A 13,952-nucleotide genomic window follows, 5' to 3' on the forward strand; every position below is an offset into this window, starting at 1 on the left:
GTTATTATTGCGGAGCTATGATTTGAGGTAAAAAAAGTGCCTCCAAAAAAATTGAAGACACTTTGAAAATTATCATAATATTTATTATTGCGCTTCCAGCCAACGCTCGGCATCAATGGCCGCCATACAACCGGAGCCGGCAGCAGTAATGGCCTGGCGATACGTATGGTCTTGCACATCACCACAGGCAAAAACACCATCAATACTTGTGTAGGTAGAATCAGGTTTGGTGATCAAATAGCCTGTTTCATCCTGATCCAGCATTTCAAAAATTTGGGTGTTTGGCACGTGGCCAATCGCCATAAAAACACCATCAATTTTCATTTCATTAACTTCGCCGTTTTTGGTGTTTTTAACTTTTACACCGGTTACATTTTCTTCGCCAACAATTTCATCAATCGTGCTGTTTAACAGAAATTCAATCTTAGGATTTGCCTTGGCTTTGGTAACCATAATTTTTGATGCTCGAAATTCTTCCCGTCTGTGCATCAAGTAAACTTTGCTTGCAAATTTGGTTAAAAATGTTGCTTCTTCCATGGCCGAATCGCCACCACCAACTACAATAATTTCCTTATCTCGGAAGAAAAAACCATCACATGTTGCGCAGGCAGAAACGCCACGGCCCATTAATCGTGTTTCGGATTCCAGGCCCAAAAGTTTTGCCGAAGCTCCCGTTGAAATGATTACAGAATCGGCGGTGTAAGTTTCCTGTTCGCCATAAACCGTAAATGGCCGTTTGGAAAAATCTACTTTTTCTGCGCGTTCAAATTTTGTTGTAGCTCCAAAATTTTGTGCTTGTTTGCGCATATCTTCCATAAGTTGCGGGCCCATAATTCCGGTTGGGAAGCCTGGATAGTTTTCTACATCGGTAGTAATTGTCAACTGTCCGCCAGGTTGGTGGCCTTCTAAAACGAGTGGTTTCAAATCAGCGCGTGCCGCGTAAATGGCCGCAGTAAGTCCTGCCGGTCCTGAGCCAAGAACAAGTACTTCATAATGATTGTTGGACATTTTATACTCCTCTTTTTTTCCCTTTTCGGGATTTGATTTTTTCTTTTTTCTGTTTCTGTAGATGAGAAATTGTTTTGCCGGTTACAACGAAAACAATAATAAAAGTATCACAAAAGTATTTTGGTGTGAAATAAAAATATTATGGAAATTGTCTCATCAGCCTTTTATCTTCAAGCGGTCAAAATAACCAATCTTTAAGGATTATTATGCACGCCTCTAAGTTAATCATTTTATTTTTAATTATTTCATTTTTTTACGCTTGCTCAGAGAAAAAAGAGAAAATTTATCGACCAGTATCTGTAGTTAACCATCCCGTTTGGAGTATTAATAAAACAATTTATGAAGTTAATATCCGTCAGTATACTCCGGAAGGAACTTTTAAAGCGTTTCAAAAACATTTACCTGCGCTTAAGGATTTGGGTGTAGGCATCATCTGGCTTATGCCAATCCATCCAATCGGTAAGGAAAAAAGAAAAGGAAGTTTAGGCAGTTACTATTCTGTTCGGGATTTTATGGCCATTAACCCGGATTTTGGAAGCAAGGAAGAGTTTGCAGATTTGGTAAAAGCAATCCATGAAGCCGGGATGTTTGTGATTATTGACTGGGTTGCCAACCACAGCGCCTGGGATAATCCGTTGACAAAATCCAATCCCGAATTTTATACAAAAGATAAAAATGGAAACTTTGCTTTACCAGATCCGAATTGGACGGATGTGATTGACTTTAATTATGATAATCTTGATATGCGCAATTATATGCTAAAGGCAATGAAATATTGGGTTACTGAGTTCGATATCGATGGCTACCGTTGTGATATGGCGGATTTGGTTCCAACGGATTTTTGGGACCAGACGCGGCGAGATTTAGATGCTATAAAACAGGTGTTTATGCTGGCAGAATCAGAGACTGCCTTTCTACACAACCGTGCTTTTGACATGACGTATGATTGGAAAATGTTTCACACATTAAACAAGATTGCCAAAGGTAAAAGCAATTCAACTCAAATAGATTCCGTCCTTCTTGCTTCGGAAAGATTATTCCCAAAGTCCGCTTTTCGGATGCGTTTTACAACCAACCACGATGAGAATTCGTGGAACGGTACAGTAGCCAAGCGGCTGGGAGATGCTGCAAAAGTAAGTGCCGTTTTAACAGCTACACTTCCGGGTAAACCACTTTTATACAGCGGCCAGGAAGCCGGTTTGGACAGACCGCTAAAGTTTTTTGATAAGGACCAGATAGACTGGAAGGAGAGTACATTCCGGGAGTTTTATAGCAGGCTGTTTAATCTGTACCAGAATAATCCGGCTTTGCATCTGGGAAATATGGTTAAAATTGATGCTGAGGATGATAAGGATGTTTTTGCTTTTGCCCGGATTGCCGATCCGCATAAAGTAGTTGTGGTTTTAAATTTTTCCGATCAGCAAAAGGAGATAGAGTTAGATTCCGGTTTATTGGGTGGCTCTTATAAAGAATTGTTTAGTGGCGTAAATGTTGTTTTCGAAAACAGTGAAGATTTTGAGCTGGAACCCTGGGCCTACCGTGTTTTTGTTGGGGAACAAGTTGTTGCAAAAAATTGACAGGCAAACCTTTACCACGGATAAATACGGATTTCCAAAACTTGTGTCATCCTGAGCGAACAAAGTGGAGTGAAGGATCTCATTATAAAAGATTCTTCGCTTCGTTGCACTCCGTTCTGAATGACAAATAAATGCTTGCCACGGATTACACAGATTTTCACGGATTTAAAAAAACTTTTATGTTTTTAATCAGCGCTAATCCGTGTGAATCAGTGGATAAAAGGGATATTAAAACTACTTTGCTTTGCTGACCCATGGATTATCCTTAATACTAAATCGCCTTAAGAGTTTTGCATCTTCCTCGGCATAAGCCACGCCTACTCTTGGCCGCGAAATGATTTCACCTTCATGAATTTTTAAGCCGTGGTCTTCAACCCAGATATTTCCATTCATTACATTTTGTGCATTGTGTATTGTAGAGATGCCTAAAGCCTGGGTTAACAATCCCGGTCCGGCAGATAAATTATATTTCGCCCTTTCCATTTTTCGCCGCTCCAGCATTTTATTAATCCCATCAACTGGTTCAATCGCACGGATCAGAACAGCATGGGGAATATCGTTTTTATTGGTTACAATATTAAACAGCGAATAAATGCCATAAATAAGATAAACATAAACTGTCCCGGCCGGGCCATACATAATTTCGGTTCGTTTTGTGCGCCGGCCACTATAAGCATGAGACGCTTTATCAGTAACTCCGGCGTAAGATTCTGTTTCAACAATCTTCCCTGATGTTAGCTGACCATCAAAATTTGTTACCAATATTTTGCCCAGTAATTCTTTGGCAATTTGGTCAACATCTTCCCTTTGAAAAAAAGCCTGTTTTAATTTCAAATTATAATCCTGGTATTGTGAATGAATAAATTTAAATAATAATCAGGTTGTAAAAAAAAAATCAAACCTGTATATTCCATTCATCAAAATTAATTAACAAATTTTAGCAACGGGAAGCGCGGTGTAAATCCGCCACTGCCCCGCAACTGTAATAGCAGACGAAAACCCAAACACGCCACTAACCCGATGAGACTCGGGACGGGAAGGCGGGTGAGTAGGATGAAGCTTAAGTCAGGAGACCGGCTGAGATTTTTAATCCACAAAATGTTCTCGAGGGCAGAACCGGATGACCTTTCTTTACACTTCATTTCAAAGTCAAACATCCTTTTTTCATAGAATATCTTTTCCGCCAGAGCGCCCCTTTTGTGGCTTCATCATTCACCTGTTTAAAGGATTATTCTAATGGAAAAACCATCCGGCAACTATTCTCAACTTGTTCAATTATTATTTCTGTTTTTACTGTCATCAAATTTATTTAGCCAAACAAACGATTCACTTGAAGTTTTTAAGTATGACTCAACAATTGTTATCAGCGCCACACGCACAGAGAAAAAAGCATCGGATGTAAGCCGAAGCCTTTCAATTATTACCAAAGAGGTAATTGACAATTCGGTCTATCTTTCACCGGCAGAAATTCTTGCTCAAAAAGAGGGCATTTCCATAATTGGCAATGGTCAAAACCCGGGAGCGGCACAGAATATTTTTATGCGCGGAGTTAATTCAAATAGCACTGCGGTGATGATTGATGGTGTGCGTATCACTGATCCATCTTCTATTGAAAATAGTATCAATTTTTCTGAAATGTCCCTGATGAATATTGAACGAATCGAAGTAATCAGAGGTGCGCATTCTACACTTTATGGTTCATCGGCAATCGGGGGTGTAATAAACTTCATCAGTGAGAAAAACCGAGCAACGGGATTTAATGTTGATTTTTCAACCCAGGCCGGAGTCTTTGGTAATAACTCTTCGCTTTTCAATCAAAACCTCTTTTTAAACTATACTTTCAAAAATGGATTTTATTTGAATGGTGAGTTGTTCAATTCAAAAATCAATGGCCAGAACGCAACAATAAACAATGTGCCGGATAGCTTGAAATTCAGAAATTCTGAGAAAGACAATTTCGAAAAATTGGAGAGTTCTGCCAAAATAGGATTTATTAATAATTATTGGGATGCTTTTATTTCCTACAAAAACACAGATCAAAAAACGGATATTGATGATGGTGCTTTTGCGGATGATGACAACTATATTCTGGATTTTGAACGTGCACTGCTTAGCTATAATGCTACCTATAAAATCAATGATTATTTAAAGGTTAGTTTTCTAGGTGGCTATTCCGACATGAACAGAAAAGCAATTGATGATTCCTCATTAATTGATAATTTGGGTAATTATGACCAGACATATGTAAGCGCAATTTTTGATGGAAGTACGTCAAATAATGAATTCCACATTAAGTATAAAGAAGATAATTTGGGCATACTTTTGGGGGCCGGGCTCAGTAAAGAAACAATGACCTCAAACAATTACATCTATTCGAATAGTGTTTGGGGAGTTTATGAAGCACGCAGCAGTTTGGATAGTTTGGATTTAGAAACCGAAACACAAAGCCTGTTTACACATTTTGATATAAATGGTGCACTTTTAAATGAGTCAATGCAAGCTTTCAACCTTGCCTTTGGTGGCAGATACCTCGATCATTCAACTTTTGGCAAAGCTTTTACTTTTGAAGTAAATCCATCCTACAAATTTGAAAACGCACTTCTTTATGGATCGGTTGCAACCGGTTATAACGCACCATCACTGTATCGCCTCTACACACCAGATGCAAATTTTTCATCGGGAATAACCCGCGGAAATGCAAATCTCAAACCTGAAAAATCATTCTCTCAAGAATTGGGATTTAAATACAATTTTAATGAGAATCACAGTTTTTTTGCAGCCTTGTTTAATAATGAAATTAGTGATATTCATGAGTATGTTTATTTATGGAATGGCGCCACAGCGATTGATTCATTAACCTTTTTTGATGATCGTGGAGATACTTATATTAACGCTGGAACGATGACAACTATGGGTGTTGAATTTGGTTTTATATCCAAAATTTTTGATAATGTTTTTATTAGTGGAAATGCCAGTTTGCTTTCCGGGAAACAAAAATATTCAATAAATGATGCCGATGTAGAGCAAGTTCAGGGACATCATGTTCAGGTTTATAATAACGGATCTTTTATAACAAAAGATATTGAAATTGATGGATTGACCAGGAGATCAACTACAGCAAATCTTTCCATAACTTTTAAGCCACAGAGCAATTTAATTTTTAACACACAAATCCGCCATGTGGGCAAACGGGATGATGTGTTTTACAATACAACAATTGGTCCTTATGGTTCGTTGGACAAAATTGCTGTGTCAGATTATACAATCATAGACATAAGTACCAGCTATAGATTTATAAGCCAACTAAAAATGAATGTTCGTATTGAGAATATACTGAATAAAAAATATTCAGAAATAAGAGGGTATTCAACACGAGGCAGAGGTTTATACCTTGGTTTAAATTATTCTCTGTAAATTAAGGAAATATTTTTTTGAAAAATTTGTTCTATTTAGCAATACTAACGTTCCTGTTTTCATGTGCGGGTAAAGCTCCAAGTGGGGAAACACAACGAATTATATCCCTGGCGCCAAATATTACAGAGATTTTATTTTCGTTAGGCGTACAGGGCCAAATTGTTGGTGTTTCAGATTATTGTAATTTTCCTGTTGGGGCAAAGGAAAAAGAGAGCATTGGAGGGCTTTTTAATCCAAATCTTGAAAAAATTACAGCTTTAAAACCCGATTTAATCCTGGCCACAGAGTCCTATAAAAACCTTGCTGAGAAGCTTGGAAAAGATCGATTTAGAATAGTCCTTTTGCCTGAGAAAACGGTTGATGATATCTATCTTACTATCGACTCAATCGGTGTGCTAACCGGGACAAGTTTGAAAGCCAAAAAGATGGTCTCAGATATCAGGGATTCATTGGATTTTTATAGATCTAAATCCATGGACATAACACCGGAAGCCATACTTGTTTTGGGGCGTGATGCAGGGACAACCCGTAATATAGGGATAAGTGGTCCTGGTGCATTTATAAATGAACTTTGGGTTTGGACAGGAGGGAGAAATTCCTTCCCCGATTTAGACTCACCTTTTGTACAGATTAACCGGGAAGATTTGTTGCATGCTGACCCAGAAATAATAATTGAGTTTAAGTCCAATAAAAACTGGGGTTTATCCGAGGTTGAACTGAATAAGGAAGAGTGGGGCGATCTGCAAGTGCCTGCTGTAAAAAATAATACTATCTTTGTGATAACAGGCAATCACTTTTTAATACCCGGGCCAAGAATGTATTTGTTAGCCAAAGAGTATCACAAAATTTTAGAGCAATATCATATCCGTATGTTGGAATAATTGCATGAAAAAATATGGAATGTCGGAATTATCCTTTAAAAATTGATTGGTGCAATATTTCTTTCCAAAATCAAATTTTATTTGTTGAAAAATCATCATGGATTGAGAAAAAAATAATTAAGTTTTTCCTTGAATTCTGTTTCTGAAAGTGGCATATTTTACTCCGTTCACACGACATAACAAATCAATAAAAACCGCACAATTTTATTGTTCCATTATAAAAGCAGTTAATTGATTAATATTTAAATATTTTATTGATGTCCCCTGCTTCGGCTAAAAACTATTAAAAAATGTAAAAGTATCTGTTTTGAAAGACTCGGATTTCAAGGATGGCAAAACGGATTAGGATTTAAACAGATCATTCGGGAGAGATTATGTTTACAAATATGTTCGCACATAAGGGCAAATATAAGGATTTGATTAGCCTTGAGAGTTTGAAACTCTACCAGGAATTGTATCAAATGCTGCGAAAAAAACAGGAAGAGGGCACGCTACCTGTTCATCCAACTAATGAGTACCTTGGGGATAATGAACTTGCCAAGAACATATATGAAAAAAAATACTATGTAAAAGATCTTGATAACAAGCTGATTGAAAAAAGGCCTGAAGATATTTTTACAAGGCTCGCTGCATTTGTCTCTGCAATAGAAAGTAATAAAGCTAAAGGTGAGGAGTGGGCTTCCACTTTTTACGAGGCTTTGTATGAAGGCCACTTTGTTGCTGGCGGCCGTGTGTTAGCTGGTGCTGGTGATCTTTTTCGTCTAAAAACCCTTGCTAATTGTTTTGTTTCCAAAATTGAAGAAGACAATATCGAATCTTTATATAATGCCGCTTATGAATGTGCGCGAACATATTCATTTGGTGGTGGTATTGGTGTTGACATCTCTCCGCTGCGTCCTAAAAATTCTGTTGTACATAATGCTGCCGATAGCTCGACCGGGGCAGTTTCCTTTATGGAGCTTTATTCTTTAACAACCGGTTTAATTGGTCAAAGTGGCCGCCGTGGTGCTTTAATGCTAACCATCGATGTAAAACATCCTGATATCACAGAATTTATTCGTGTTAAGAAAATTCCTAATTGGGTGACAGAGCAAATCATAGAGCAAGCACGTTGGAGCGGCAAGTTTGATGAACCACAGCTAAAAGAAATTGAACGCCAGGTTATGGAAAATACCCAGGTGCGTTTTGCAAACATCAGCATAAAAGTATCAGATGAATTTATGCAGGCTGTAGAAGAGCAGAAAAGCTATGGTACGGATAAAATCGTTGTCTACAAAAAGTACAATAAAAAACTGGTTACAAGCGCTTACCAGGATGCGGGACATCACTATTCAATTACTATTCCTTCCAAGGACATAAACGATTACGAGAAATTAAATGTTTTTCAAAACTTGAATTCATTAAATGATTTTCTATATAAAAATCATGAAAAAATGTTGAATGATGATGATTTAGCTGATGCGAAAAAACGCGATGTATTTGGCGATTTTGTCGTTCAACTTGATGACCAGCCTTATGATTTAGCCGTTCGTTACAGTGGTGACTTTTTACTCTATTTTGGAAGTGAGCCTTCCGGGGAAATTCGCCGCCTGATAAAGGCTCGCGAAGTGTGGGATGCGTTTGTTGAAGGAAATTACAAAACAGCAGAACCCGGTTTGATTTTCTGGAGCCACATGAGCAAGTATTCACCATCTAATTATGTGGACAGACCTATTTCCAGTACTAATCCATGTGCTGAAGTTCCGTTGGAAGATGGTGGGGCCTGTAACCTTGGATCTATAAATCTTTCACGTTTTGTTACACATGGTTTTACGCCGGCTGCAAAACTGAATATGAATAAAATTAAAGAGGTTACACAAACAGTTATTCGATTTTTAGATAATGTTGTTAGCTGGAACGAAAAACTTAATCCGCTTGGTAAACAAAGAAAAGCTGCCGCAGAAACCCGCAGGCTTGGGCTTGGTATTATGGGCACTGCTGATATGCTTAATCAGTTGGGCATAGCTTATGATTCTGATGAAGGTATTCAACTCGTTGAAAATGTAATGGGAACAATTGCGGATGCAGCTTATCAGGCATCGGCAAAGTTAGCCAAAGAAAAAGGCCAGTCTTCGATTTTTGATTATAACAAATATGCTGCCGGTCCATTTTTCCAGGAAGCGTTAAGTAAAGAAACTCAGGATCTGATAAAGGAAAATGGCCTGCGAAATATTGCACTCTTGGCCATTGCACCGACCGGATCAATCAGTAATATTGTTTTAAGTTTTAAAAATGGTAATAAAAACTACCTTGGTGTAAGTAGTGGCCTGGAACCAATTTTTGCTCTTTTTTATACACGCCGCTCAGAGTCATTTGGAAATAAGTTTTTTAAAGTTTTTCATTCTACGGTGCAGGCTTATATAGATATCAATGGCCTGAGTGACAAGGTAAAAGAGGCGCAAACGGAAGCAGAATTAACAGAATATTTGCCCGGATATTTTTTCCGTACAGCACACCATATTAGTGCACAGCAGCGTATAGATATTCAGGGCCGCTGTCAGAAATATGTTGATCATAGTATTTCGTCTACAGTTAATTTGGCGGAAACTATTGAGCCTGAAACTATTTCGGATATTTATTTGAGCGCCTGGAAAAAAGGGCTAAAAGGAATTACCATTTACCGGGATGGCAGCCGTTTTCCAATATTGAGTGTTGAATCACAAAAAACGGAATTTCAGGATGCCAAAGAGAAAACATTTGTGCTCAAGATGGGCGACCAGGAAGTAAGTGTTAAGGGTGATGATATTATTTCATTACCAAGTGGTGAATTGACAACCGTCTTTCACTATCTGACAACACAAAAAAAAGAAAACGAATTTACCAAAGTTAAAGCGTAGAGGGAGATATAAATGATCCGTATTGAAGAACAGCAATTTGAAATAGCTGAAGTTTCACAGGAAGAACCACTCGATCATTTGACTGAGCATGTTGTAGAACGCCCGGGTATTGTGGATGCAAAAGTTTATAAACTACGCAGCGGTTTTGTTAAATACAGCGTTTATATCACTTTGGGCTATATTGTCCAAAATGGCAAAAAACGGCCAATTGAGATTTTTATCAACAGCAAAGATCTTACAAAAAACGCTGAGTATGCTGTACTTACCAGGCTTATTTCAGCAATTTTCAGGAAGTCTTCAAATCCAAGTTTTATCCTTGAAGAGTTAAGCAGCATTCATGATCCAAACGGCGGTTATCACAGAAATGGACGTTTTGTTCATTCGTTTTATTCTGAAGTTGCCGATGTTATAGAACGTTTTTTCCTTGAGATTGGTGTAACTGAAAAAGAAACAAATCCTGTAGTTGCAGAAGCAGTTTCAATAAATGCCGCGCCTAAAAAAGAAGTTCTGGATATGACAAATACGAAATTTCAAATATGCCCGGATTGTAACGACCGTAGTGTAAAAATGGAAAATGGTTGTTTAACCTGTATAAACCCGGAATGCGGTTACAGTAAATGCGATAAATAAAAATATCAAAAATGTAAGAATTTTTTAAGCCCCAATTGGGGCTTTTTTTTTAGCTTATTTGAATACAAATAAAGTATCCGATGAGTTGGTAATTTATGTTAAAGATAAATCAGCTGGATTTTTCTTATTCAGAAGCATCTTTTATAGAATCCCTTTCCCTCTTAATATCTGATGGTAGTTACGTAGGCATTATTGGGCCAAATGGTTCCGGGAAATCCACTTTAATTAAATTGATGGCTGGCATATTAAAACCAGTTAATGGATCAATACTGATTAACGATCAGAAAACTACAAAATTGGATCGAAAACATTTTGCCCGAACACTGGCCTATGTGCCACAAAACGTGGACATGTCTTTTAATTTTGCAGTGCAAGATGTAGTTGCTATGGGGCGTTTCCCGCATGAAGAAAACCTTTTTACCAAGGATGAAGATTCAAAAAAACTTGTTGATCAAGCATTGGCCATAACAGGATTGATTCCCCTGAAAAATAGAAATTTTAGCGAATTAAGCGGTGGAGAAAAACAGCGAACTATAATTGCCAGCGCATTGGTTCAACAAACAAATCTATTACTTTTAGACGAACCTACATCCGCACTTGATCTAAAACATCAACAAGAAATTTACAGGTTGTTAAAACAATTAGGAGAAGATGAAGGGAAAACAGTCGTTACAGTCACACATGATATCAATTTGGCAGCTCAGTATTGTGACAGGTTAATATTGCTTAATAATGGCAAAATAGTCAGGGATGGCACACCTGAAGAAGTGTTAAAATTTCCAATTATTGAAGAGGTTTACGGAGTAAAAGTCTATATTGATATTAATCCATTTACAAAGTCTATATATATCCTGCCTTACGATTACGACAAAAATGGTTCTTGAATTTATATTTTTGTTTCCAAACCTAAAGGGAAACCGGCAAATGTAATACCAAATTGGAAACTGTCTAACTCACCTGCCCCTACAAAAATACCAGGCGAAAAGTTTTTATATTTTAAAAAACCAGGGTAAATGTTTAAGCGGGCATTGTAATAAATGGGGCCGGTAACTATTAAAGAATAAAGTAAAGAATGTTTATAATCATAAAACACACCTAAGGCACCATCAATTGTTTCTGGCGCAACATAGCGTGTCCAAAATCCTGATCTGATTTTATGTTTTTCAATTAATCTATTTACAATCCCGCCGGCACCGAATGATAAATTATAGCCATCTTCCAAAGCAGAAGTAACACCAAAAATACCAGAAGTTCCCCAATAAAAAAACAACGAATAGTTCGCAGTTAGGCGGTAATTTAAAACATACTGTTCGCCTGTGTTTTCAAGATGGTTGTTTAGTGGATTATAAACAGGTTGAAGGGACCAATCATATAAAGGAAGAGTTTTAGAAAAAAAGGTTTTTGCCCAATTAGTGTTAAAAAGCAGAATTCCAAGCGGATTGAAAATCAACATATCAGCTATTGGGTCAACATTAATATGCCTGTTATTACCATTCTCAATAACTTCGTTTAAATATGCGTAAGTCATAGAGGTTAAAAATGCGTATGTTTTTGGGTAAGAATAATTATGATAATCGAACCACTCGCTCAAACGAACATATTTCATTCCATGTCCAATCATATGGTTGCCATAATTGGGGAAATATTGAAAATCTTCAGATTTGCTGCTCACCGGGAAAACCTCGCTTGTTAGAAACCGGCGCCAACCAAACCTGTTTATATTTTTCAGAGGATGTGAGAGATTTTGGAAAACATTTTCAATACCTATTTTGTAATGTTGGTTTGAAATGTTTTTTGAACTTTTCCCATTTCTGAGAATATCAAACCCTCCATTCAGAATAACAGATAAAGGATTAAATGTGGTTTCAGAACCGATCTTAATATCCGGGTGATAAAAATAATAATTCTTATCCTGGCCAAAGCTGTTGGAAAAAAAATGGAAAATTACTAGAACAATTAAGTAACTTTTAGTTTTTCGAATATAGGTTGAGTATCTTATGGGCATAGTTATTAGGATTATTAATACAATTGAAAATGTTATAAATTCTCAATGGTTTAAGCTGGTTTTGTAAAATAAAACAAATTAAGTTCGACTATAATGTAACGACTAATGATGTTAATCATCAATAAATAAAAGGAAGCAAATTGGAAGAAAATGAAATAATCGAACTTGCCAAGCAGGGCGATAAACATGCCATGAGTGTTTTGGTAAATCGATACAGCAAACGGGTTTACAATTTGGCCTTGCGAATTCTTCGTAATAAGGAAGAAGCTGAAGATATACTTCAGGAGACATTTTTAACGGTTGTTGCCAAACTACATATGTTTGATGGACGCAGTAGCTTTTTTACCTGGGTCTATAGAATCGCAACAAACTCAGCTCTCATGCTTTTACGAAAAAAGAAAATCCGGAAAGCCAATTTTAAGGATAATGACTTTGATCCGGAACAAACAGAGCTTAATAACCTAGTCGATTGGAGCCAGGATCCAACAATTGATGTTTCTAACGAGGAAACCCGGGCTAAAATTGATGAGGCAATCGGGACTTTGAAGGAAAAGTATAAAACAGTTTTTATTCTTCGTGATATTGAAGGTCTTTCCACACGAGAAGCAAGCGAGATACTAAATATTACAGAAGAAAATGTAAAAATCCGTTTATTAAGGGCGCGCCAGTTTTTGCGTGGCCAGCTTTCAGAATACTTTGAAGAAAGGTTGGTGGGTACACATGGCTAAAAATATTAATGAACAAATTAAATTAATAAGTGAGCATTTGTGTGATGACCTGGATGCCGATGCCTGCAAAGAATTAATCGACGTTTTAAAGACGAGCAAAGATTGCCGCGTGTATTTTGATACGGTTAAAAAGACAGTCGTGTTATGTAAAGAAAAAGAATGTCCGGAAGATTTACCGGAAGACATTAACCAACGGCTTTTTGAAAAACTTGGTTTGGAAAAATTTAAAGATGCACAATAATATTTAGAAAGGTATTTAGATGAAGTTAGATTTTAAAGTAAAAGCAATTGGCTTTGTGGTGATTGTATTCCTTGGTTTGTTTTGGGTTAACTCACAAACAACCTCCGCCGATATCGCGCCTAAGCAACAAACTCAACAACCGCAAAATCAGGCTCAACAGGCCAGCCAGCAAGAGGCTCCTATGGCCCCGGCTTTTACATTACAAGATGTGGATGGGAAAAAGGTGTCCCTGGCAGACTATAAGGGGAAAGTAGTTTTTTTAAATTTTTGGGCAACTTGGTGTGGTCCATGCCGGGCTGAAATACCTCATTTTGTTGAGCTGGTTGACAAATATGAATCTGAGGGATTTGCCATTTTGGGTATTTCTGTAGACAGCCCAAATGATCATAAAAAAATTCCAGATTTTATGGATAAATATAAAATTAATTATCCGGTTTTGTTGGATGACAATAAGACCCGATGGGATTATGGTGGTATTCAAAGCATCCCTACAACTTTTGTAATTGATCGTGAAGGCAAAGCACTTGGCAAGATTGTTGGTGCCAGATCAAAAGAGCAATTTGAAGGAATTATAAAGCAAGTTCTTTAATTA

The 13,952-nt window shown here is 37.3% G+C and carries 12 protein-coding genes and 1 riboswitch; of the genes, 9 read left to right on the forward strand and 3 right to left on the reverse strand.

Features of this window, described 5'->3' with window-relative positions; genetic code table 11:
- Positions 1-84: 84 nt before the first annotated feature.
- Positions 85-1,008, reverse strand: coding sequence for a thioredoxin-disulfide reductase (trxB, locus tag HND50_14010; protein ID NOG46351.1), 924 nt, complete (start codon positions 1,006-1,008; stop codon positions 85-87).
- A 206-nt stretch (positions 1,009-1,214) separates the two neighbouring features.
- On the opposite strand from trxB, the gene HND50_14015 reads away from it, so the two are divergent.
- Positions 1,215-2,585, forward strand: coding sequence for an alpha-amylase (locus HND50_14015; protein ID NOG46352.1), 1,371 nt, complete (start codon positions 1,215-1,217; stop codon positions 2,583-2,585).
- Positions 2,586-2,819: 234 nt separating this feature from the next.
- On the opposite strand, the gene HND50_14020 is transcribed toward HND50_14015, so the two are convergent.
- Positions 2,820-3,419 (reverse strand): DNA-3-methyladenine glycosylase, encoded by a 600-nt coding sequence (locus HND50_14020; protein ID NOG46353.1) that lies wholly within the window; start codon positions 3,417-3,419, stop codon positions 2,820-2,822.
- A 64-nt stretch (positions 3,420-3,483) separates the two neighbouring features.
- A riboswitch (cobalamin riboswitch) is annotated at positions 3,484-3,682 on the forward strand.
- Positions 3,683-3,821: 139 nt separating this feature from the next.
- Between HND50_14020 and HND50_14025 the strand changes: the two genes are divergently transcribed.
- From HND50_14025 to HND50_14045, 5 genes are all read left to right on the forward strand, one after another.
- Positions 3,822-5,999: a TonB-dependent receptor gene (locus tag HND50_14025; protein NOG46354.1), complete on the forward strand. Its 2,178-nt coding sequence runs from the start codon at positions 3,822-3,824 to the stop codon at positions 5,997-5,999.
- Between the two features lie 17 nt (positions 6,000-6,016).
- Positions 6,017-6,880, forward strand: coding sequence for an ABC transporter substrate-binding protein (locus tag HND50_14030; protein ID NOG46355.1), 864 nt, complete (start codon positions 6,017-6,019; stop codon positions 6,878-6,880).
- 374 nt (positions 6,881-7,254) lie between these two features.
- Entirely contained in the window at positions 7,255-9,756 is a 2,502-nt protein-coding gene (locus tag HND50_14035; protein ID NOG46356.1) for an adenosylcobalamin-dependent ribonucleoside-diphosphate reductase, read from the forward strand.
- A gap of 12 nt (positions 9,757-9,768) precedes the next feature.
- Complete coding sequence (locus HND50_14040) at positions 9,769-10,386, forward strand: hypothetical protein (GenBank protein ID NOG46357.1); 618 nt, start codon at positions 9,769-9,771, stop codon at positions 10,384-10,386.
- A gap of 95 nt (positions 10,387-10,481) precedes the next feature.
- Positions 10,482-11,270: a heme ABC transporter ATP-binding protein gene (locus HND50_14045; protein NOG46358.1), complete on the forward strand. Its 789-nt coding sequence runs from the start codon at positions 10,482-10,484 to the stop codon at positions 11,268-11,270.
- A gap of 2 nt (positions 11,271-11,272) precedes the next feature.
- Here HND50_14045 and HND50_14050 read toward each other — a convergent pair whose 3' ends face one another.
- Entirely contained in the window at positions 11,273-12,391 is a 1,119-nt protein-coding gene (locus HND50_14050) for a hypothetical protein (GenBank protein ID NOG46359.1), read from the reverse strand.
- 140 nt (positions 12,392-12,531) lie between these two features.
- Between HND50_14050 and HND50_14055 the strand changes: the two genes are divergently transcribed.
- The 3 genes from HND50_14055 to HND50_14065 are packed head-to-tail and all read left to right on the forward strand — an operon-like array spanning position 12,532 to position 13,949.
- On the forward strand, positions 12,532-13,119 hold the full coding sequence (locus HND50_14055) for a sigma-70 family RNA polymerase sigma factor (protein NOG46360.1): 588 nt from the start codon (positions 12,532-12,534) through the stop codon (positions 13,117-13,119).
- Entirely contained in the window at positions 13,112-13,360 is a 249-nt protein-coding gene (locus HND50_14060; GenBank protein ID NOG46361.1) for a hypothetical protein, read from the forward strand. The genes HND50_14055 and HND50_14060 overlap by 8 nt, the downstream gene beginning before the upstream one ends.
- Before the next feature lie 19 nt (positions 13,361-13,379).
- The gene (locus HND50_14065; GenBank protein ID NOG46362.1) at positions 13,380-13,949 is read left to right on the forward strand and encodes a TlpA family protein disulfide reductase; all 570 of its coding nucleotides are present in this window, start codon (positions 13,380-13,382) and stop codon (positions 13,947-13,949) included.
- Positions 13,950-13,952 lie beyond the last annotated feature (3 nt).

Source organism: Calditrichota bacterium, assembly GCA_013112635.1.
Classification (GTDB): domain Bacteria; phylum Calditrichota; class Calditrichia; order Calditrichales; family J004; genus JABFGF01.

What these genes read in the sequence shown, in the direction of transcription:
- trxB (NOG46351.1), bottom strand. Translation starts at nt 1,008, where the DNA reads ATGTCCAACAATCATTATGAAGTACTTGTTCTTGGCTCAGGACCGGCA.
- HND50_14015 (NOG46352.1), top strand. Translation starts at nt 1,215, where the DNA reads ATGCACGCCTCTAAGTTAATCATTTTATTTTTAATTATTTCATTTTTT.
- HND50_14025 (NOG46354.1), top strand. Translation starts at nt 3,822, where the DNA reads ATGGAAAAACCATCCGGCAACTATTCTCAACTTGTTCAATTATTATTT.
- HND50_14035 (NOG46356.1), top strand. Translation starts at nt 7,255, where the DNA reads ATGTTTACAAATATGTTCGCACATAAGGGCAAATATAAGGATTTGATT.
- HND50_14040 (NOG46357.1), top strand. Translation starts at nt 9,769, where the DNA reads ATGATCCGTATTGAAGAACAGCAATTTGAAATAGCTGAAGTTTCACAG.
- HND50_14045 (NOG46358.1), top strand. Translation starts at nt 10,482, where the DNA reads ATGTTAAAGATAAATCAGCTGGATTTTTCTTATTCAGAAGCATCTTTT.
- HND50_14050 (NOG46359.1), bottom strand. Translation starts at nt 12,391, where the DNA reads ATGCCCATAAGATACTCAACCTATATTCGAAAAACTAAAAGTTACTTA.
- HND50_14060 (NOG46361.1), top strand. Translation starts at nt 13,112, where the DNA reads ATGGCTAAAAATATTAATGAACAAATTAAATTAATAAGTGAGCATTTG.
- HND50_14065 (NOG46362.1), top strand. Translation starts at nt 13,380, where the DNA reads ATGAAGTTAGATTTTAAAGTAAAAGCAATTGGCTTTGTGGTGATTGTA.